The sequence below is a fragment of the Sphingomonas sp. 28-62-20 genome (genome assembly GCF_002281505.1).
Map to the genome: position 1 here is coordinate 1 of NZ_NCGH01000035.1, position 20,361 is coordinate 20,361.

Annotated in this window: 23 protein-coding genes and 1 pseudogene; 8 read left to right on the forward strand and 16 right to left on the reverse strand. The window is 64.0% G+C overall.

Annotated features, from left to right (window positions below; genetic code table 11):
* The 9 genes and pseudogenes from B7Y43_RS18860 to B7Y43_RS18900 all read right to left on the reverse strand — a co-directional run.
* Positions 1-674: DUF4231 domain-containing protein (locus tag B7Y43_RS18860; protein ID WP_374133224.1), on the reverse strand; the 674-nt coding region annotated here is incomplete at its 3' end.
* Entirely contained in the window at positions 667-1,164 is a 498-nt protein-coding gene (locus B7Y43_RS18865; protein WP_374133225.1) for a TIR domain-containing protein, read from the reverse strand. The genes B7Y43_RS18860 and B7Y43_RS18865, both read right to left, overlap by 8 nt.
* Before the next feature lie 6 nt (positions 1,165-1,170).
* A pseudogene (locus B7Y43_RS18870) lies at positions 1,171-1,359 on the reverse strand (ribonucleotide-diphosphate reductase subunit beta); the annotation flags it as partial.
* Positions 1,360-1,376: 17 nt separating this feature from the next.
* Positions 1,377-1,598 carry a hypothetical protein gene (locus B7Y43_RS18875; protein ID WP_374133226.1) on the reverse strand — a complete coding sequence of 74 codons (222 nt, stop codon included), beginning with the start codon at positions 1,596-1,598 and terminating at the stop codon, positions 1,377-1,379.
* Positions 1,558-1,842, reverse strand: a complete 285-nt coding sequence (locus tag B7Y43_RS18880; protein WP_374133227.1) for a BrnT family toxin — start codon at positions 1,840-1,842, stop codon at positions 1,558-1,560. Before B7Y43_RS18880 ends, B7Y43_RS18875 begins: the two co-directional genes overlap by 41 nt.
* A complete protein-coding gene (locus tag B7Y43_RS18885; protein WP_374133228.1) occupies positions 1,839-2,894 on the reverse strand; it encodes a ribonucleotide-diphosphate reductase subunit beta in 1,056 nt (351 codons plus the stop codon). The genes B7Y43_RS18880 and B7Y43_RS18885 overlap by 4 nt, the downstream gene beginning before the upstream one ends.
* 22 nt (positions 2,895-2,916) lie before the next feature.
* Positions 2,917-3,117, reverse strand: a complete 201-nt coding sequence (locus B7Y43_RS18890) for a hypothetical protein (protein ID WP_374133229.1) — start codon at positions 3,115-3,117, stop codon at positions 2,917-2,919.
* A complete protein-coding gene (locus B7Y43_RS18895; RefSeq protein WP_374133230.1) occupies positions 3,114-3,326 on the reverse strand; it encodes a hypothetical protein in 213 nt (70 codons plus the stop codon). Before B7Y43_RS18895 ends, B7Y43_RS18890 begins: the two co-directional genes overlap by 4 nt.
* Positions 3,323-3,643 carry a hypothetical protein gene (locus tag B7Y43_RS18900; protein WP_374133245.1) on the reverse strand — a complete coding sequence of 107 codons (321 nt, stop codon included), beginning with the start codon at positions 3,641-3,643 and terminating at the stop codon, positions 3,323-3,325. Before B7Y43_RS18900 ends, B7Y43_RS18895 begins: the two co-directional genes overlap by 4 nt.
* 83 nt (positions 3,644-3,726) lie before the next feature.
* Between B7Y43_RS18900 and B7Y43_RS18905 the strand changes: the two genes are divergently transcribed.
* Positions 3,727-3,975 (forward strand): DUF2171 domain-containing protein, encoded by a 249-nt coding sequence (locus tag B7Y43_RS18905; protein WP_374133246.1) that lies wholly within the window; start codon positions 3,727-3,729, stop codon positions 3,973-3,975.
* Between the two features lie 114 nt (positions 3,976-4,089).
* Here the strand turns inward: B7Y43_RS18905 and B7Y43_RS18910 are convergent, their stop codons facing one another.
* Positions 4,090-5,982, reverse strand: coding sequence for a ribonucleoside-diphosphate reductase subunit alpha (locus B7Y43_RS18910; protein WP_374133231.1), 1,893 nt, complete (start codon positions 5,980-5,982; stop codon positions 4,090-4,092).
* Between the two features lie 454 nt (positions 5,983-6,436).
* Positions 6,437-9,124, reverse strand: a complete 2,688-nt coding sequence (locus B7Y43_RS18915) for an EAL domain-containing protein (RefSeq protein ID WP_374133232.1) — start codon at positions 9,122-9,124, stop codon at positions 6,437-6,439.
* A gap of 110 nt (positions 9,125-9,234) precedes the next feature.
* On the opposite strand from B7Y43_RS18915, the gene B7Y43_RS18920 reads away from it, so the two are divergent.
* Together B7Y43_RS18920 and B7Y43_RS18925 are read left to right on the forward strand one after the other, a co-directional pair.
* Positions 9,235-10,755 carry a fumarate hydratase gene (locus B7Y43_RS18920; protein ID WP_374133233.1) on the forward strand — a complete coding sequence of 507 codons (1,521 nt, stop codon included), beginning with the start codon at positions 9,235-9,237 and terminating at the stop codon, positions 10,753-10,755.
* Positions 10,752-11,165: a hypothetical protein gene (locus B7Y43_RS18925; RefSeq protein WP_374133234.1), complete on the forward strand. Its 414-nt coding sequence runs from the start codon at positions 10,752-10,754 to the stop codon at positions 11,163-11,165. Before B7Y43_RS18920 ends, B7Y43_RS18925 begins: the two co-directional genes overlap by 4 nt.
* Here B7Y43_RS18925 and B7Y43_RS18930 read toward each other — a convergent pair.
* Positions 11,113-12,327, reverse strand: a complete 1,215-nt coding sequence (locus B7Y43_RS18930; protein WP_374133235.1) for a serine hydrolase domain-containing protein — start codon at positions 12,325-12,327, stop codon at positions 11,113-11,115. The two genes, B7Y43_RS18925 and B7Y43_RS18930, sit on opposite strands and share 53 nt — an antisense overlap.
* A 112-nt stretch (positions 12,328-12,439) precedes the next feature.
* Between B7Y43_RS18930 and B7Y43_RS18935 the strand changes: the two genes are divergently transcribed.
* Positions 12,440-12,895, forward strand: coding sequence for a hypothetical protein (locus B7Y43_RS18935; protein WP_374133236.1), 456 nt, complete (start codon positions 12,440-12,442; stop codon positions 12,893-12,895).
* Between the two features lie 10 nt (positions 12,896-12,905).
* On the opposite strand, the gene B7Y43_RS18940 is transcribed toward B7Y43_RS18935, so the two are convergent.
* A complete protein-coding gene (locus B7Y43_RS18940; RefSeq protein ID WP_374133237.1) occupies positions 12,906-13,295 on the reverse strand; it encodes a VOC family protein in 390 nt (129 codons plus the stop codon).
* A 124-nt stretch (positions 13,296-13,419) separates the two neighbouring features.
* Positions 13,420-13,872 (reverse strand): DUF3617 domain-containing protein, encoded by a 453-nt coding sequence (locus B7Y43_RS18945; RefSeq protein ID WP_374133238.1) that lies wholly within the window; start codon positions 13,870-13,872, stop codon positions 13,420-13,422.
* A 128-nt stretch (positions 13,873-14,000) separates the two neighbouring features.
* Between B7Y43_RS18945 and uvrB the strand changes: the two genes are divergently transcribed.
* Both uvrB and B7Y43_RS18955 read left to right on the forward strand, forming a co-directional pair.
* A complete protein-coding gene (gene uvrB, locus B7Y43_RS18950; protein WP_374133239.1) occupies positions 14,001-16,208 on the forward strand; it encodes an excinuclease ABC subunit UvrB in 2,208 nt (735 codons plus the stop codon).
* A gap of 111 nt (positions 16,209-16,319) precedes the next feature.
* The gene (locus B7Y43_RS18955) at positions 16,320-17,090 is read left to right on the forward strand and encodes a class I SAM-dependent methyltransferase (RefSeq protein WP_374133240.1); all 771 of its coding nucleotides are present in this window, start codon (positions 16,320-16,322) and stop codon (positions 17,088-17,090) included.
* Here B7Y43_RS18955 and B7Y43_RS18960 read toward each other — a convergent pair.
* Positions 17,068-17,610: an AAA family ATPase gene (locus B7Y43_RS18960; RefSeq protein ID WP_374133241.1), complete on the reverse strand. Its 543-nt coding sequence runs from the start codon at positions 17,608-17,610 to the stop codon at positions 17,068-17,070. The genes B7Y43_RS18955 and B7Y43_RS18960 overlap by 23 nt on opposite strands.
* A gap of 16 nt (positions 17,611-17,626) precedes the next feature.
* A complete protein-coding gene (locus tag B7Y43_RS18965) occupies positions 17,627-18,895 on the reverse strand; it encodes an MFS transporter (RefSeq protein ID WP_374133242.1) in 1,269 nt (422 codons plus the stop codon).
* Between the two features lie 69 nt (positions 18,896-18,964).
* Between B7Y43_RS18965 and B7Y43_RS18970 the strand changes: the two genes are divergently transcribed.
* Together B7Y43_RS18970 and B7Y43_RS18975 are read left to right on the forward strand one after the other, a co-directional pair.
* The gene (locus B7Y43_RS18970) at positions 18,965-19,585 is read left to right on the forward strand and encodes a hypothetical protein (RefSeq protein WP_374133243.1); all 621 of its coding nucleotides are present in this window, start codon (positions 18,965-18,967) and stop codon (positions 19,583-19,585) included.
* Positions 19,582-20,181, forward strand: coding sequence for a hypothetical protein (locus tag B7Y43_RS18975; RefSeq protein WP_374133244.1), 600 nt, complete (start codon positions 19,582-19,584; stop codon positions 20,179-20,181). The genes B7Y43_RS18970 and B7Y43_RS18975 overlap by 4 nt, the downstream gene beginning before the upstream one ends.
* Positions 20,182-20,361 lie beyond the last annotated feature (180 nt).

Genomic DNA, 20,361 nt, shown 5'->3' on the forward strand with positions numbered 1-20,361 from the left:
CAACCAAAAATAGAAATTGGTATAGCAAACACAAAATCTACCGATATTATATCAAAGTCTCTCGAAATATTAATTAAAGAGACGATCAGAGCAATCGTACTAACTAGGATAAGTAAGGCATACCAGTATCTCGAACGATCGTTATTAAACTTAGATTTTTTTCTATACCAATTAAGCTGTTCATTCAGTCTTTCGTTCAGATAGGTTTCTCTCCTAGCTGATAGAGAGGATGCACGGATTTGTCTCATCTTGTCGGTAATCAGTTCGGTGTTCTCGGATTCGTAACGCAGCGCCGCAGCCTCATCATTCGAACGAAGCAGGTCATGTACCGCTTCTTCGAATTTCGTGGCGTCTTTGTCGCCAGCCCCGTCGAACGGTTCTGCGCGACAGCTATAGCGCCACGCCAACGTCTTGATGGACTCCGCTAAAGCTCTTGTGCCGTACCAAATCTTTTGGGGTTTTCCGAAAGATAAATAAGCCGAGCTTCCAATAACGACCATCGAGCAAAGAATTTGAATGAAGATTGCATTATAGCGATCGAGAAGATTTGGAGCTAGACCGATTATCAGTGAGGTAATAAGTATAGCCTTAGTGGCTAGCAAAAAATTCTTTTGTACCACTATAGCGGCGGCGTTTGAATCTTGATAGAGGGCAGGGAAATCGTGATCAATCATAACCGAGACTTTTATAAACCTTGTCCTCATAGTACCAATTAGTCTGAGATTTGTATTCGATAGGATTGTCAGCATAGTTGTCGAGCGCGAATTTAATAATTCGTGCTCCAAATGCTACATGCATCGCACCCTTACCATTGAGGATTGGCGGGCATCTCTCGGGATCGTGCGATCTAGTCTTGTTCAAATTAGCTACGATAATTGGAATCCGCTTCTCTAAGCATATTTCGATCTCCCACCTGACAAATCGATAAAGATTCTTAGTGCTTTCCCCGCAAAGAACAATTGCCTGCTTTGTATTCTCAAGTCTTTGTCGCAATCCGGCTTTTACATACGCCTCATCCTGAGCACGCGGCATCCTTTGGATGTCGTGGGCGTCGTAAAAGTCGAAATCGATGTGACGGTTGGCTTTCCAGCCCTTCATGTATGCATAAGCCCACATGTCTTTATCGCCGTCAAAAATCGTATAAGTCTTATTGCGATAAGCCATATTTTTCTACTCCGCTGCTACACCAGCCCGCGAGAACATATCCCCCTCGCCCGCATCCTCATTCGCCACATCAACCGGCCCGGCCTTCGCCTTCTGCCGCTTGTCGAACGAGTCCCACGCCTCGTTCCAGTTCCCCCGCGTGGCCCCCTTCGAATACACCGTCGCGCTCTGTTCGAAGAAGTTGGCGTGCTGAACGTTTTGGTAACGCTGCATCACGCCGCCCGCTTCCCTTTAAGCGGGATCACCAGCCGCGCATTGTCGAACCATTCGTCGGTCAGTTCTGGCGCTGCGTCCGGGTTGCTCGCGATCTGGGCAGCGATGTCCTCGCCTGTCATCGCGTCGAGCGCAGCGAGCCTTTCGGGGGTCATCCACGCGCGCGCAGCCGCCAGCCGGTCAGGGGTGACTGTTACGGTATCGGGCGATTTCTTCGTCATTGGCTTTCCTGAAACTGATCAAGCGTCGCTTCGCATCGCGCCAAGTATAGACGACAACACAAATCCTGTCAGCGAGTGATGCAACCGGACCGGTGGCGACAAATCGGGTCTCGCCATAATCCTTCCGGTCGTCTTGTTCCTCGATGAACGGGCCATCGAAAACCTCGCTGCCAAGATCGAGCGGCAGGCCATGCTTGGCCTTGTTTGCCTCATCCTTCATCGGATCAAGCTCAAAGCCGCTCACTCCGCCGCAATGCCCGCCTTCGCAAACATGTCGTCGCCCGCATCCTCGTTCGCCACATCAACCGGCCCGGCCTTCGCCTTTTGCCGCTTGTCGAACGAGTCCCACACCTCGTTCCAGTTGCCCCGCGTCGCGCCCTTCGAATATTCGGTCGCGCGCTGTTCGAAGAAGTTGGCGTGCTCGACGCCGTTGAGCAGCGGGGCGAGCCAGGGGAGGGGGTGTTCGTCGATCATGTAGATGGGCTTGAGCTGGAGCTGGCTCAGCCGCCAGTCGGCGATGTAGCGGATATACTTCTTGATCTCCTTCGGCGTCATGCCGTTGACCGGGCCCTGTTCGAAGGCGAGGTCGATAAAGGCGTCCTCCAGCCGCACGGTCGTCTGGCACTGGTCCATGATATCGTCCTTGACCGCCTTGGTCAGGCAGTCGCGCTCGCGCACGAAGGTGTGGAACAGCTTGATGATGCCTTCGCAGTGCAGGCTCTCGTCGCGGACCGACCACGAAACGATCTGCCCCATGCCCTTCATCTTGTTGAAGCGCGGGAAGTTCATCAGCATCGCGAAGCTGGCGAAGAGCTGAAGCCCTTCGGTAAAGCCGCCGAACATCGCCAGCGTGCGGGCGATGTCCTCGTCGGTGTCGACCGAGAATTTCTGCAGATAGTCGTGCTTGTCCTTCATCTCGCTATATTCGAGGAACATGCCGTACTCGCTCTCGGGCATGCCGATCGTGTCGAGCAGATGGCTATAGGCGGCGATATGGACCGTCTCCATGTTGCTGAACGCGGCCAGCATCATCTTGATCTCGGTCGGCTTGAAGACGCGGCCATATTTCTCGTGGTAGCAATCCTGCACCTCGACATCGGCCTGGGTGAAGAAGCGGAAGATCTGCGTGAGCAGGTTGCGCTCCTGCGTCGACAGCTTCTGCGCCCAGTCGCGGCAATCCTCGCCCAGCGGCACTTCCTCGGGCATCCAGTGGATCTGCTGCTGGCGCTTCCAGAAATCATAGGCCCACGGATATTCGAAGGGCTTGTAGGTCTTGCGGGCTTCGAGGAGGGACATGGGCGGACCTTTCAGACAGAAATCAGATGGCGATGAACGACAGCGCGGCATAGCCGATGCCGGCGACGATGAGGACGTAGCCCGGCCTTTTCCAGCCGAGCCAGGTGCGCAGATTGTGCGGCGTGCGCGCCGGCTTCGGCACGATGAAGGCCATCACGAAGCCGACGAAAACGATATTGAGGCCGATGATGATGCCGAGGATGGGGCTCCAGGCGGGGGTCATGGGGTCGTGCTCCAGGTCCAGAGGGCCCAGGCGAAGGCGCCCAGGATGATCGCCAGCGTGGCCAGCATCGTCGTGACGATGCGTTTGGCGTAGCGCGCCTGATCGCTAGCCCCGGGACGGGTGACAACGAATACGGCCGATAGACCCGCCGTCGCGGCGACGACTCCCATGATGACCGGCGGGGTGAGGAAGGCGAGCGCGCGCATCATCCGCGTTCGCGCCGGATGATGGTCCGCTCGACATAGACCTTCCTGGTGCGGCTCGAGCCGACGCCCAGAAAGACGATGCCGATAAAATAGCCGAAATCATACCAGCCGCCATTATTGGGCACCGCATAAACCGCGATATCGGGGACGAAGATCGACAGGATCGCCGCGACCGGAAAGATGAAGCCGTGCCACACGCCGAGCAGGAAGCCCGGCGCTTGCGGCGCGACCGCGTTCGAGACCTGATGCGCGCAGGCGGCGAGCGCGATGGCGGGCAGCAGCGATGCGGCGAGGCGAAGGCGAGACGGAATGGCTGGCATGATCATTACTCCGATGCGAAGATGGCATGCGCATCGAAACGCATGCCCACGCGTTCAGGGGGCACCATCAAGGAGAAACGATCATGGCGCACGACCACCCGATCAAGGACCGGATCAAGGAACATATGGAAGTCATCGGCGCCGACGGCGTACCGGTCGGCACCGTCGACCACGTCAAGGGCGAGCGCATCCAGCTCACCAAGACGCATAGCGGGCCGCATGGCGACCATCATCATTACATCTCGCTCGGCCTCGTCGCCGATGTCGAAGGCGACAAGGTGCGGCTCAGCGCCAACGCCGACGTCGCGGTGACGTTCGAAGAGGAGAAGTGAGCGGCTAGCCTTCACTTCCCCTCTCCCATCGGGAGAGGGCGTTGCGATCCCCTCTCCCCGAGGGAGAGGGGCAAGCCACGAAGCGGCGAGGGGTCAGGGCGACGTCGAGTCACCTCACTGGCACGCCAGGCATTCGTCATAATCCTTTTCCTCAAGCGCGATCTGCTTGGGTTCGGCGGTGTTGTCCGCCTCCACGCCCCCAGCAAAACCGGCGCGCTGGATCGACTTGGAGCGGAGATAATAGAGCGACTTGATGCCCAGCTCCCACGCGCGGAAATGGAGCATCAGCAGGTCCCATTTCTCGACATCGGCGGGGATGAACAGGTTCAATGACTGCGCCTGATCGATGAATGGCGCACGGTCCCCGGCGAGCTCGAGCAGCCAGCGCTGGTCGATCTCGAAGCTGGTCTTGTAGCAGTCCTTCTCGTCCTGGCTGAGGAAGTCGAGATGCTGCACCGACCCGCCGCGCTCGAGGATCGAGTTCCACACTGCATCGCTGTTCTTCGACTTTTCGATCAGCAGCTTTTCGAGATAGGGGTTCTTGATCGACCAGCTGCCCGACAGCGTCTTGTGGGTATAGATGTTCGCCGGGATCGGCTCGATGCACGCGCTGGTGCCGCCGCAGATGATACTGATCGACGCGGTCGGCGCGATCGCCATCTTGCAGGAAAAACGCTCCATCACGCCCTGATCGGCGGCGTCGGGGCACGCGCCGCGCTCGATCGCGAGCTGCATCGACGCTTCGTCGACCTGCGCCTTGATATGGCGGAAGATCTGCAGGTTGTACTGCTTGGCCATCGCGCCTTCGAAGGCGAGACCGCGCGCCTGCAGGAAGCTGTGGAAACCCATGACGCCGAGGCCCACCGAGCGCTCGCGCGCCGCGGAGTAAGCGGCGCGGGCCATGCCGGGCTCGGCGCGGTCGATATAATCCTGCAGCACATTGTCGAGGAAGCGCATGACATCCTCGATGAAGCGCTTCTCGCCCTTCCACTGGTCCCAGGTTTCCAGGTTGAGCGACGACAGGCAGCAGACCGCGGTGCGATCGTTGCCGAGATGATCCTTGCCGGTCGGCAGGGTGATTTCGCTGCACAGGTTCGAGGTCGAGACCTTGAGCCCGACGTCGCGGTGATGCTTGGGCATCGCGTTGTTCACGTGATCGCTGAACACGATGTACGGCTCGCCGGTCGCGAGCCGGGTCTCAACCAGCTTCTGGAACAGCGCGCGCGCATCGACGGTGCTGCGCACCGAGCCGTCCTTGGGGCTGGTGAGGTTCCATTCGGCGCCGGCACGAACGGCTTCCATGAAGGCATCGGGGATCAGCACGCCGTGATGGAGATTGAGTGCCTTCCTGTTGAAATCGCCCGAGGGTTTGCGGATTTCGAGGAATTCCTCGATCTCCGGGTGGCTGATGTCGAGATAGCAGGCCGCCGAGCCGCGCCGCAGCGAGCCCTGGCTGATCGCCAGCGTCAGCGAATCCATGACGCGCACGAACGGGATGATGCCGCTGGTCTTGCCGTTCAGGCCCACCGGCTCGCCGATGCCACGGACATTGCCCCAATAGGTGCCGATGCCGCCGCCGCGCGAGGCGAGCCAGACATTCTCGTTCCAGGTGTCGACGATACCTTCGAGGCTGTCGGGCACCGAATTGAGATAGCAGCTGATCGGCAGGCCGCGCCCGGTGCCGCCGTTGGAGAGCACGGGGGTGGCGGGCATGAACCACAGCTTCGAGATATAGTCATAGATGCGCTGCGCGTGCGCGGCATCGTCCGAATAGGCGCTCGCCACGCGGACGAACATGTCCTGATAGCTTTCGCCCGGCAGCAGATAGCGATCGTTCAGCGTTTCCTTGCCGAAATCGGTGAGCAGCGCATCGCGGCTGTGATCGACTTCGACCGGATAAGGCTGCGGCTTGACCGATTTGCTGTCGGCCTGGGCCGCATGGGCCTTGGCCTTTTTCGCCGCCACGGCGATGCCGGCGGTTGCCGCTTCGATCATATCAGTTGCCATGTCGTTGCTCACTTCCTGACCGTCCCTGAAATCCACCGACTCATCTCCCGTGCCGTGAATCACCTTTTGACGGGCGATTCATCCGAATCGGGGGCGAACCCCCACACTATCATTTGGCGAGCGCTGACGAGAACAAAAAGTGTCCATCGACGCGGCAAAGGTGCGAACAAAGCCGTTCTGCAACATAGGGTCGCAGTCGTCGTCCTACCAGTGCTTGGGCTCGCCCCCGAACTCAACCACAACAGATTGTGCCCATTCGCCAATGTACGCAAGACCGTAAATGACATTTTAGGGACTCGGTTCGTCGCTATTTTGAGTCGGTTCGTGGCACCGGCGAAATGGCGCGGTGCAGCGACGCGTGGCGTTCTGCGGGGTTCGCGAATTGCAAGAGAACGAACGCGGAACGAAAATATTTCGCCGGCACGCGGCGCGCGGCGAGGCCGGCGGTTCGTCCTCAGCCCACCTTGCGCAGGTTGCGCGCCTCGATCGGCGCGTTCAGGCGATCGAGGTTGAAGGCTTCATCGAATTCGATGCCGACCTTGCCGTCCTTTGCCCAGCGGATTCGCGCCGGGAACATCTCGCCTTCGAGCAGTTCGATCATCAACTCGACGTCCTTGACGTCGCGGCCGAAGCGGATGCCGTCGATCATCGCCCCGGTCGAGGAAATGTTGCGGATACGCACCTCGCCGCGCGACTCGCCGATCTCGAGCGCGGCCGAGCGGATCATCGCGGTGCGCGGGCTGCGGCTCGTCTGATAGCCGATCGGTGAGGCCAGGCCGCCATGCGCGCTCAACGACTCGCGCACCGCTTCGGCGCGCGCCGGTTCGCCATAGACGAACCCCTGGATATGGCTGCATCCGAGCTCGCGGATCAGCGCGATCTCGTCATGCGTCTCGACCCCCTCGGCCGTGGTTTCCATGTTGAGCGTCCGCGCGAGCGAGACGATCGCGCCGATGATCGCGGCGTTGCGATTGCCCTGTTGCGCCGCGCCGCGCACGAAGCTCTGGTCGATCTTGATCTTGTCGAACGGCGCGGTCTTGAGATAGCCGAGCGACGAATAGCCGGTGCCGAAATCGTCGAGTGCCAGCCGCACGCCGACGCCCTTCAGGCTCTTGAACATCGCATCGGTCGAGGCCGATTTATTGAGGAATACGCCTTCGGTGATCTCGAGCTCGAGCCGGCTCGCCGAGATTCCGGCCTTGGCGAGCGCATTGGTGACGATCGCGGGGAGGGCCGGGTTGGCGAACTGGATCGGCGACACATTGACGCCGACGCGCACATGCTTGGGCCAGTGCGCGGCTTCGAGGCAGGCGGTGCGCAACACCCATTCGCCGATCGATTCGATCAGCCCGCAATCCTCAGCAACGGGAATGAAATCGGCCGGCGAGATCGCGCCGCGCGTCGGATGCCGCCAGCGCAGCAGCGCCTCGTAGCCGACGATCCGCGTCGTATCGGTGCAGACCACCGGCTGATAGACGAGGTGGAACTGGTTCTCGACAAGGGCCTGGCGCAGATCGTCTTCGAGCCGTTTGCGGTTTTGCGCGCCGTGGAGCAGCTCCTCGCGATAGAAGCGGTGGATGCCGCGTCCGTCGGCCTTGGCCGCATAGAGCGCGAGATCGGCATTGCGGGTCAGTGTTTCCGAATCGCTGCCATCGGTCGGCGCGATCGCCACGCCGATCGAGCAGCCGATCGAGATCGAGGCGCCCTCGATGAAATAGGGTTGCGACAGCGAGGCAATGACCGTGCGCGCCAGCTCCGACAGGCGTTCATGGTTGTTTTCGCCCGGCAGAATCACCTGAAATTCATCGCCGCCCATCCGGCCGACCAGCCCGGCATCACCGACACTGCGCGTCAGCCGCTGGCCGACCTGCACCAGCAGGGCGTCGCCGACCTGATGGCCGAGCGTATCGTTCACGACCTTGAAGCGATCGAGATCGAGCAGGAAGAGTGTCGTGGGGCGATAGGGTGCGACTGGCTGATGCAACGTCTGATCGAGCGAAAGCCGCATGCGCTGGCGATTGGCGAGCCCGGTCAGCCCGTCGTACAGCGCGAGCTTGGTGATCTCGGCCTCGGTGCGGCGTTTTTCGGTGAGATCGGTGCCGCTGCCAATGAAGCCGCGGAACTTGCCGCTTTCGTCGATCACGGGACGGCCCGAAATCGACCAGCAGCGATCGATCGTCGCCAGTTTTGCAGGGCGCACCGAATAGTCCGAAAAGCTGGTACGCGACGACAGGTGAAAGCCGAGCGTGCGTTCGGTGCCCGGCGCCGTGCTGTCCATCTGGAAGACACTGGTGAGCGGTTTGCCGATCGGTGACTCGCCCGAATCCGACACGGCATCGGCAACGCTGCGTGATAGATAGATCAGCGCGCCCTGCCGATCGGTCTGCCAGAACCAGCCGCTGCCCTGCTCCTCGAATTCGCGCACCAGCCGGGCGGCGAGCTGGCCATGGCCGGTGTCGTGTACCAGCCGCTGCGCCGCCGCGACGTCCATGAAGGCGAGCCGCCGCGTCGCAACGGCGAGGCAGAACAGACAGCCGAGCCCGATCCAGGCGCCCACGCCGGGGCCGGCAATGGCGAGCGCCATCCCCGCGACGGCCGACGCAAAACTCAGCATTGCCGCGCGGAACGGGTGCAAGGCACTGGCGGTGACCCCGAGCGCGCCGAGGATCGCGATGAAGCAGGCGATCTGCGGGCGATCGAATGGCAGCGCGCTGGCGCACCACAGCAACCCCATCAGCAGCGCCGCCGAGCCGCCACCATAAATGATCGCGGCCCAGATATGGTTGATCATCGGCTGGCGGCGAAGCGTGGAAAGCTTGAGCAGGACGAGCGCTCCAAGGCCCAGCACGACCAGCGCGCCGCCCTCGACCATCATCAGCTGGACGAGATCGACTCGCTCGCTGAGGATCGTGGCGATCGCCATCGTCGCCACCGCGACCCATTGGGCAACAAGCGTGAACGGCCAGGCCGCACTAAGCTCCCGGAACTGGGCTGCAAAATCGACTGCTTCGGCCGGTCCGGATGCGCGCGCGACCCCCAGGGCCTGCCAAAGGCTGCCCAGCCCCGGTTTCTCCTGAGATCTGGATACGCGAATCCCCATCGCTGCTCGATAGGCGACCGCTGCTTTGCGGATGGTTGCCAAACAGCCCTAACAAATTCTTTTTCGGCGGGTCGTTCATGCGATGCGCTTGGCCCGGCGCGGCGCGCGACCTATGGCAGGCGGCAATGCTTCGTCTCGCCCAGGGAACCGCCATGACCACCATCCGCACCGCCGATCTGATCGACAGCGTCGCCGACGCGCTGCAGTTCATCAGCTATTATCATCCGATGGATTATATCCGCGCGCTCGGGGCGGCCTATGACGCCGAACAGGGCGCGGCGGCGAAGGACGCGATCGCGCAGATCCTGACCAACAGCCGGATGTGTGCCGAAGGCCACCGGCCGATCTGTCAGGACACCGGCATCGTCAACGTCTTCGTCAAATGGGGCATGGACTGCCGGCTCGACGATACCAGCCGCGCGCTGCAGGATGTGGTCGATGAGGGCGTCCGGCGGGCGTATCTGAACCCGGCGAACAAGCTGCGCGCCTCGATCCTCGCCGATCCCGCCTTCACGCGCCGCAACACCAGGGACAACACGCCGTGCGTCTTGCACGTCGATATGGTGCCGGGCGACACCGTCTCGATCGATGTCGCCGCCAAGGGCGGCGGCAGCGAGAACAAGTCGAAATTCAAGATGATGAACCCAAGCGATTCGATCGTCGACTGGGTGCTGGAGATGCTGCCGCAGATGGGCGCCGGCTGGTGTCCGCCGGGGATGCTCGGCATCGGCATCGGCGGCACAGCGGAACATTGCGTGCTGCTGGCGAAACAGGCGTTGATGGAGCCGATCGACATGGGGCCGCTCAAGGCCCGCGGCGCGAAGACCGATATCGAGGCGCTTCGGATCGAGATCTTCGACAAGGTTAATGCGCTCGGTATCGGTGCGCAGGGCTTGGGGGGGCTGTCGACCATCCTCGACGTCAAGATCATGGACGCGCCTTGCCATGCGGCGGGCAAGCCGGTCGCGATGATCCCCAATTGCGCCGCGACGCGCCACGCGCATTTCACGCTCGACGGATCGGGGCCTGCCTATCTCGAAGCGCCCAAGCTGGACGAGTGGCCCAAGGTCGACTGGCAGCCCGATAGTGCGGCGATCCGGGTCGATCTCGACACGCTGACGCCCGAGATCGTGCAGGGCTGGAAGCAGGGCGACCGGCTGCTGCTCAACGGCAAGATGCTGACCGGGCGCGATGCCGCGCACAAGCGGATCAAGGACATGCTCGACAAGGGCGAAAAGCTGCCGGTCGAATTCGCCGGCCGAGTCATTTACTATGTCGGGCCGGTCGATCCGGTCGGCGAGGAAGTGGTGGGACCGGCGGGGCCGACCACGGCGACGCGGATGGACAAGTTCACGCGTATGATGCTCGGCCAGGGCCTGCTGGCGATGGTCGGCAAGGCCGAGCGCGGCCCCGATGCGACCCAGGCGATCGCCGAGGGCAAGAGCGCCTATCTCATGGCGGTCGGCGGGGCGGCCTATCTGGTCGCGCGCGCGATCAAGGGGTCGACGGTCGTCGGCTTCGAGGATCTCGGCATGGAGGCGATCTATGAGTTCGAGGTCCGGGATTTCCCCGTGACGGTGGCGGTCGACAGCGAGGGCAACAACGTCCACCAGCTCGCGCCCTTGGTGTGGCGGGAGAAGATTGCCCGGGAGCACCTGCTGGAGGGCGCATGATCGCCGCAGCGCTCCGCTATTTCGCGATCGTCTTTGCCGCAGCGTTTGCCTTCGGCACGGCCAGGACACTGTGGATCACGCCAGCGATCGGCGCGACGGCGGCCGTGCTGATCGAAGTGCCGCTGATCCTGATCGTCAGCGCGATCACCGCGCGCGCGATCGTCCGGCGTCGGCCGGTTTTGACGCGCAGCGCGGCGCTCGGCATCGGCGCCATCGCGTTCCTGTTGCTGATGGCCGCCGAAGCGACGCTCGCGGTCGGTGCCTTCGGGATGAGCCCTGGCGGGTGGCTGGCGACGCTGAACGCGATGCCCGGACGGATCGGTCTCGCCGGTCAGCTGGTCTATGCGCTGATGCCGTTCATTGTTCGCGAGGCAGCTGGGCGGCAATCATCGCTTCCTCGGCGGCGGTGAAGACCGAACGCATGCCCTTGGGCGCATTGTCGGGCACGGCGGTGACGAAAAACGCGATCCCCTTGCGTGTCGTGGGATCGACCCATAGCCCCGAGCGCAAGCCATAGGCCTCGCCCGCGTGACCGATCCGACGGCGACCGTCACCGAACGGGTCGTCTCGGCAGGTGGCCGGGCGACCCGGCAGCGCGAGGATCATCACGCCGAGGCCATAGCTGCAGAAAAATCCCTGTTCGGTATCGCCATTGCTGCCGTCGAAGCGCCATTGCGGCGCGGTCATTGTGGCGAGGCTGGCCGGCGACAGAAAGCCCGGCAAGCCGCCCCCGAGCACCGCGCCCAGTCGCGCGAGATCGGTCATCGCGATCCGCATCCCGCCCTGCGGCGAGAAAAAAGCGCCGTTGCGGGCAAGGCGATAGGTCGAAACATCGCAGCTGCCGTCGCGCGCGGGGGTGCCGGGGCAGGCGGGGCGCTTGCCGTGGAGATCGTCGCGCGCGACCGCGCCGGTCGATTGGTAGAGCGTCACCGCTTTAGCCACCGCGCGGTCGCTGCACGTCGTCCAGTTGAAGCAGGCGTCGATTCCGAGCGGGGTGAACACCAGCCGCGCCATCAGCCGATCGAACCGCTCACCGGTCGCGCCCTCCATCACCGCGGCGACGATCGGCAGGTCGAGATTGGCATAGCTGAAATAGCCGCCCGGCGGATGGGCGTCGTCCCAGGCGCCGGGTTTGGCGAGCCAGGTCGCCAGATCGTCATCGAGCGCGAGCGCATAATCGGCGCCGTCGCGGACGCCGGCGGTGTGCGACATCAGCTGCCGCAAGCTGATCGGCGCCCCGGGGAACGCCGGATTGCGGAGCGGCCAGCCGAGATAGGCCGATACGTCGCGATCGAGATCCAGCCGATCCTGATCGACCAGCCGCATCACCCCCAGCGCGACCGCGAGCTTGGAGATCGAGGCGATCCGCACCGGATCGTCGGCGCGCGCATGTCGACCCGTCGTCCTGTCCGCCTCACCTGTCGCTTTGCGGCTGACGATCCGGCCATCGGCAAAGGTTACGCTGACCTGCGCTGGTGGCGACTGGCTCGGCACGGCGACCGCGAGCGAGGCGGCAAGGATGGCGGCAATTTGCATCAGCCGCAGCGTGGCGCGCGATCGTCCGGGACGCAAGTCGACAGGACGCCCGACGGATCGGCCAGATAGGGTGAGTGGCTGGCTTGGGCTCGTGGCCCCACAATGATAGGGACGGCCCGACCTAGCGAACGGGGGATGTGGACGACGAATGAGCGAGCGGCGGCAGACCCGCGATTACGAAACGTCGCTGGATCGCGCGGGGTTGGCGATCGGCGCCGGCGGCATCATCGGCGGGGTGATCGAGGCGGGCCTGACGATCATCGGCGGCACCACCAGCCCGCTCGGCATTCTCGTCGCGTTGCTGCTCGGCAGCGTGCTGACGGCGCTGGCGATCACCGCCATCGCCGCGCCGGTCTGGGTGTTCCTGCACGCCAGCGGCCGACGCGGGCCGGGGCACGCGCTCGCAATGGGCGGCGCGATCGGCTTCCTGCTGTTCCTGTTCGCGCAGACCTATGGCTTCGGCCTGCTCAGCGCGCCGCCGAGCGATGCCGGCACGCTGCTCTATCGCTGGGCGAGCGCCGCCGCGACGAGCGCGCTGCTTGCGACGCTCGCCGCCGGGATCGCGCTGGCGATGTGGCGGGTCGCCTATCGACCTCGACGCTGAGGCTGGACGTTCAGGCCGGACCGGTGCGGAAAGCACAGAGCTTGTTGCCGTCAAGATCGCGGAAATAGGCGCCATAAAAGGCCTGTGGCCCCTCTTCGCCGCGCACGCCCGGTCGGCCTTCGCAGCTGCCACCAAGCTCGATTGCCTTGGCATGGAGCGCATCGACCTTGGCGCGATCGTCCATCACCAGCGCCAGCATCGGGCCATTTCCCGGATGTGCCGCCTGGCCGTCGTGAGGCGGCGTGATGCATATGGCGGGCTGGCCCCAGCCAGTGCCGTACATCGTAAAGCCGTGCTCCATCTCCATCAGCCGCTTCGCGCCGATGGTGGCCATCAGCGCATCATAGAAGGTGCGCGCCCGTTCGAGGTCATTGGTGCCGAGGGTGGCGTAGCCGATCATGTCTTGGGTCCTCTCATGCGTCGTTGGCGCGATTGTAGCCGATCGCCGCATGCCAGCGCGACGCCTCTTCTCGCGTCGCGCGGTCGCGGGGCGTTAAGGGCCGGTACGGCGGTTTCGGCGGGCGTTAGCACCCGCCGATGCGACGGCCGGTCGTCTTCGTCGTCATCGTCATGCGCATCTTGCCGGTCATCACGCCGGTGCCTGTGACCGCATAGCTGGTCGGCGTGTAGCTGCCCTGCGAGGTCATCCGCATAGTCCCGCTGGGGCGCGTGCAGACGAGTTCGCTGGCGATCCGCCCGCCCTGCGCCGAATAGCGCAGGAAGCGACAGGCCTTGTCGGCATTCAGCGCCGCCTGCGGGCCCATCGCCGCCTGTTGCGGGGTGATGCAACTCGTCACCGTCGTCGGCCGGCCCCTCATCGCCGCGGCAACCCCCGGCGGACCGCCGGGCATCTTGACGTCGATGATTTCGACCCGGTTTTCCCACTTGCCGGGCAGGATGAGCGGCCCTGGCGGGGCGGCGGCGAGCGTCGCCAGCGGCAGGGCGATCGGCAGGATAAGCATGGCACGAGGCTTCATCGGTTCCTCCGGTCAGGCGCTGCCGATCCCGTGGCCGGCGGGCGGACGCCAATCTGTCATGACCGGGCGCGCGGGACAAGCGGCGATGACGATTGCGATGGCGGTCAGCGTCCCCCATATGTTCCCGCATGGCCATCCAGATTCGCACCAGCCTCGACGAGCCGGAAACCGGCCAGAGTTTCGTCCCCCATCGGCCAGCGCGGCCCCCCAAGGCCGAAGGCGGGCGGCCTTTCCGGATCGTCTCGGACTATACGCCCGCCGGCGACCAGCCGAGCGCGATCGCCGAACTGACCGAGGCGGCGCTGGCGGGGGAGCGCGATCAGGTGCTGCTCGGCGTTACCGGCTCGGGCAAGACCTTCACCATGGCGAAGGTAATCGAGACGCTGCAGCGCCCGGCGCTGGTGCTCGCGCCCAACAAGATTCTGGCGGCGCAGCTCTATGGCGAGATGAAGTCGTTCTTTCCCGACAATGCGGTCGAATATTTCGTCAGCTATTACGATTATTATCAGCCCGAGGCCTATGTGCCGCGCAGCGACACCTACATCGAGAAGGAAAGCTCGGTGAACGAATCGATCGACCGGATGCGGCATTCGGCGACGCGGGCGCTGCTCGAACGCGACGATGTGATCATCGTGGCCTCGGTGTCGTGCCTTTACGGCATCGGCTCGGTCGAGACCTATTCGGCGATGATCTTCGACCTCAAAAAGGGCCAGGTCGTCGATCAGCGCGAGATCGTCCGCAAGCTCGTCGCGCTGCAATACAAGCGCAACGACGCCGCCTTCCAGCGCGGCAATTTTCGCGTGAAGGGGGACAATCTCGAGATTTTTCCGTCGCATTATGAGGACACCGCCTGGCGCGTGTCCTTCTTCGGCGACGATATCGAGGAGATCGTCGAGTTCGATCCGCTGACCGGCAAGAAGGTCGCGAGCCTCGACTATGTCCGCGTCTATGCCAATTCGCACTATGTGACCCCGGGGCCGACGCTCAAGCAGGCGATGGAGGCGATCCGCTTCGAACTCGCCGAGCGGCTGAAGGAACTGGTCACCGAGGGCAAGCTGCTCGAGGCGCAGCGGCTCGAACAAAGGACGAATTTCGACCTCGAGATGATCGCGGCGACGGGTAGTTGCGCAGGGATCGAGAATTATTCGCGCTTCCTGACCGGCCGCATGCCGGGCGAGCCGCCGCCGACCCTGTTCGAATATCTCCCCGACAATGCGCTGCTCTTCGTCGACGAAAGCCATGTCACGATCGGCCAGATCAACGGCATGTCGCGCGGCGATCACCGCCGCAAGCTGACGCTTGCCGAATATGGCTTTCGCCTGCCCTCGGCGATCGACAACCGCCCGCTGCGCTTCAACGAATGGGAGGCGATGCGGCCGCAGACGACCTATGTCTCGGCGACGCCGGGGTCGTGGGAAATGGAGCAGACCGGCGGCGTCTTCGCCGAACAGGTGATCCGGCCCACGGGGCTGATCGATCCGCCGATCGAGATCAAGCCGGTCGAGGAACAGGTCCAGGACCTGATCGTCGAGGCGAAGAAGACCGCCGAGCTAGGCTATCGCACGCTGGTGACGACGCTGACCAAACGGATGGCCGAGGATCTGACCGAATATATGCACGAGGCGGGGCTCCGGGTCCGCTACATGCATTCCGACGTCGAGACGCTCGAGCGCATCGAGCTGATCCGCGACCTGCGGCTCGGCGTGTATGACGTGCTAGTCGGCATCAACCTGCTGCGCGAGGGATTGGACATTCCCGAATGCGGGCTGGTCGCGATCCTCGATGCCGACAAGGAGGGCTTCCTGCGCTCCGAAACCTCGCTGATCCAGACGATCGGCCGCGCCGCGCGCAACGTCGACGGGCGCGTGATTCTCTATGCTGACCGGATCACCGGATCGATGGAGCGCGCGATGAACGAGACCGCGCGCCGCCGCGAGAAGCAGCTCGCTTATAACGAGGCGCACGGCATCACCCCGACGACGATCCGCCGCAACATCGGCGACATCATCAAGGACGTCGCGAGCCGCGATCAGGTGACGGTCGAGATCGACGAGGATCGCCCGCACATGGTGGGCCACAATTTGCGCGGCTATATCGAGGAGCTCGAGAAGCGGATGCGCAAGGCGGCGGGCGATCTCGAATTCGAGGAAGCCGGGCGGCTCCGCGACGAAATCCGCTCGCTCGAGGCGGAGGAGCTGGGGCTGCCGGCGGACGAACGGAAAGCGCCGGTGATGGGGCGGAGCAACGAGGGGAAACCAGGCACCCGCAAGACGCGCTACGGCAAGAGCCAGAAAATGCGCGCCGGGATGGCGGGGAGTTCGCGGCGGGGGCGATAGCTATCCGGAGCATGGGGCAAGAAGCATGGATCGTCCCCGCGCCGCCTGATCCTCTTGCTCCCGATCGCCTCTCACTGTATTGTTCCGCCAACACACATAGGGAGAGTCGCAATGCGGGTTCGTGCAATCATGATGCTTGGCGCCATCGCGCTCGCTGCCCCTGTCCTTGCCAGGGACGCCCCGCGTGCAGACATCGCCGCCGCCGTTGCCGCGCCCGGGCGCCCGGCCGAGCAGATCAAGCTCGACGAAGGGCGCAAGCCCGCCGCTATCCTCGCCTTCGAAGGGCTCAAGCCCGGGATGAAGGCCGCCGATATCATGGCCGGCGCGGGCTATTATACCGAGATCATGGCGCGCGTGGTCGGGCCGAAAGGGCATGTCACCGCCTATGAACCCGTGCAGTTCATGCCGACCGATGACAAGGGCAAGGCGGTGTGGTCGTCGCTGATCGCGCGCAACGCCAATGTGACGCAGACCGCCTATCCGTTCGACGCCTTCGCCGCCGCCCCGGCCAGCCTCGATTTCGCGATGCTCCATCTGGTCTATCACGATCTGTATTGGGAGAGCGAGAAGTTCAAGGTGCCGAGGACCGATCCTGCCGCTTTCCTCGCGACGCTCTACAAGGCGATGAAGCCCGGCGGGACGGTTGCGGTGATCGATCATGTCGCGCTGCCCGGCGACACCCGCGCAACGGTCGAGAAAATGCACCGGATCGATCCCGCTACGGTCAAGGCCGATTTCGCGACGGCGGGGTTCGTGCTCGAAGCGGAGAGCGACGTGCTGAAGGCCGCTGAGGACGATCACAGCAAGCTGGTGTTCGACCCCGCCGTACGCGGCAAGACCGATCGCTTCGTCTTCCGCTTCAGCAAGCCGAAAAAGGGCTGAGAGACGCGATCATGAAATCGGCGCGCTCGGTTACAGAGACCTTGGGGATCAGCACGGTTTCGTACCCCAGCGCCGGGTATAGCGCGGAAAGCCGGTCATGCTCGGCGATCGCGGCTGAAAGATCGTGCTGCCGGGCAGCGTCGGTCGCGTAGATTTCGGGCCAGGGCGGCGTCAGATAGACGCGCCGCGCATAAGCGTGATCGCGACAATAGCGGGCGATGGCGGGCTCGCCGGTTAGCGCTTCGAGCGCCGACGCCGCATCGACGAGGCCGCGATCGAAAAAGGTGACGCCGTCGTTCGCGCTGGCCACCGCGCGGTCGGCTAGCGCCAGGTCGATCGACCGGCGGAGAAACCCTTCCCTATCGAGCCAGGGGAGGGCGGTACCGCCGTTCGCGCGTCCGCTGTCGACGATCCGCCGCCCAGGCTCCGCGACCACCGCGAAGCCGCGCCGCGCGAGTTCGGCGAGCAGGGTCGATTTGCCGCCCCCCGAGCAGCCGGAGAGAAGAACGAAGCGCTCCATCTCCTCAATCCTCCCCTCAATCCTCCACAATCAAGCTCGCATGCTTGGTCTCGGGCAGCATCAGGAAGCCGATCGTCGCCATGCCGATGATCACCGTCACGTACCAGTAAAAGCCTGGTTCCAGGCCCGAATCCTTGAACTTCAGCGCGACATATTCGGCCGTCCCGCCAAAGATGGTGTTGCCGATCGCATAGGGCAGCGCCACGCCGAGGGTGCGGACGTGCGCGGGGAAGAGCTCGGCCTTGATCAGGCCGCTGATCGATGTGTAGGCGCTGAGCAACATCAGCGGCACGAGGATGATCGTAAACGCCGTCACCGCGTCGGTGGTCGCGGCGAGCGCGGAGAAGACCGGTACCGATACCGCCATCCCGCCGAACCCGAACAGCAGCAGCATCGGCTTGCGCCCGAACCGGTCGGCGAGCAGACCGAACACCGGCTGCGAGAGCATGAAGACGATCAGCGCGGCGGTCATGATCTCGGTCGCGCTCTGCTTGCCGAAGCCGCTCGTGTTGACGAGGAACTTCTGCATATAGGTCGTATAGGCATAGAAGGCGCAGCTGCCGCCGCCGCTGATCGCCGCGACGATCAGGAACTCGCGCGGAAAGGCGCGCCACAGGCTCAGCGCGGTCGATTTGGGGCGATCCTTGGCCAGCGCCTCGAACTGCGCGGTCTCGGCCAGCCGCCGCCGCAGGAGATAGACCGCCAGTGCCAGCGCCGCGCCGATCACGAACGCGATCCGCCAGCCCCAGGTGCCCATTTCGGCCTCGCTCAGGAATCCCTGCAGGACGAGGGTCACGCCGAGCGCGAGCAACTGCCCGCCGATCAGCGTGAAATATTGAAAGCTCGACCAGAAGGCGCGGCGTTTCTTGGTCGCCATTTCGGACAGATAGGTGGCGCTCGCGCCATATTCGCCGCCGACCGACAGGCCCTGCAGCATCCGCGCGATCACCAGAATGGCAGGCGCGATCACCCCCGCCTGTGCATAGGTCGGTGCAACCGCGATCATCAGTGAGCCGGTGCACATCAGCCCGACCGACAGCGCCAGCCCTGCCTTCCGGCCATGCCGGTCGCCATAACTGCCCATGATCCAGGCGCCGATCGGCCGCATCAGAAACCCCACCGCAAAGATCGCGGCGGTATTGAGGAGCTGGATCGTCGGGTCGGCCTTGGGAAAGAAGCTCGGCGCGAAATAGATGGTGAGCACCGAATAGGCGTACCAGTCATACCATTCGACGAGATTGCCCGCCGACCCGCCGATGATCGATTTGAGCCGCTTGCCGTTCATGTCGCCCCCATCGCCCTGCGCGCCGCCGAACCGCCTTCGTCGCCCAATGCGCGGGCGAAGGAAAGCGCTTTGTCCCGACCCGGGGCGCGATGCGCGGTTGAGCGCACGCCGCGCTTCCCGCATAAGGCCGCCATGCGCCCCTTTCCCCTGCTCGCCTTCGTGCTGATCCCCGCCTGCGCCGCCGTGCCGCCGGCCGATCGCGCCGTTCGTCCCGCGCCGCCGCCGCCGCCCGTGACGGCAGCGCCGCCGCCTGCCCAGCGCCCCGTGCCGAGCGTCATCACGCCGCTCTATCGCGGCGATTGGCGCGACTGGCCGGTGACGCGCGGCGACTGGGTCTATCGCCAGGATGGCCGCGGCAGCATCGCGCTGTTCGGGCCGCCCGGCGGCGATGCCGAACTCACGCTGCGTTGCGATCGGCTCGAGGCGCGGGTCTATCTGTCGCGGCGCGGCGCGGCGCCGGGCAACGCGCCGATGACGGTGCGCACCTCGAGCACCTTGCGCAGCATTGCCACCCAGCCGACCGGCGGCAGCCCGTCCTATATGGCGGCGTCGCTCGATCCGCGCGATACGCTGCTCGACGCGATCGGATTCAGCCGGGGGCGGTTCGTGATCGAACAGGCGACACTGCCGGTCCTGGTGATACCGGTCTGGGCGGAGATTCTGCGGGTGACGGAGGATTGCCGCAAGTGAGGCTGGCGGCGGCGCTGCTGGTTGCGCTGGCGGGTTGTTCACCCCCGGCGCCATCAGCGTCCGATACCGCCACGACCGAAAACGATACCGCCGCCGTCAGCATTGCCGGCCCCGACAACGCGATAGGCGCCGCCACGCTGCCGACTCCCGAGCTCGACGGTGTCGCGACCGCGCCGGGTCGCTGGCGGCTCGATGCCGCGCCGGCGGGAGATGCGGCGCTGTTCGGCGCAGCGGCGGGCGGGCCGGCCTTCGCCCTCCGTTGCGATCGCGCGGCGCGGCGCATGCTTTTTGTCCTCGCCGGCAGCGAACATGAGGGGATGTTGCGGATCGTGACGACGACCGGGGCAGCAGCTTTTCCCGCGCGCCCGCGCCGGTTTGCGCCGGGCGTCGTCGCGTCGACGGCGCTCGACGATCCGTTTCTGGGCGAGGTGCTGGCGCCCGCCACCGGCCGGATCGGAGTCAAGCTGGGACAAGCGCGGACGCTGGCGATGCCGGCCGATACGATGGTTGCTGCGGTGATAAAGGAATGCCGCGCCGGCCCCGACGGGGGTGTGCCGGTGGCGCAGCGCACAGTTCTCTTGGATCGCTCAAAATGATTTTAATTACAAGTCTTGTATGTGCGACTCGCATGATTCAAACAGGAGTCGTGCTCAGCCAGAGCACGCCGTTTCAACAATGCGAAAGGAGGTGATCCGATGTCTCATGGTTCAGCAATGGGGTCGGTTCAGTTCGTTCGGGGGACGCGGCGCTGATCCGCCGGGCCTGACGGGGGGTAT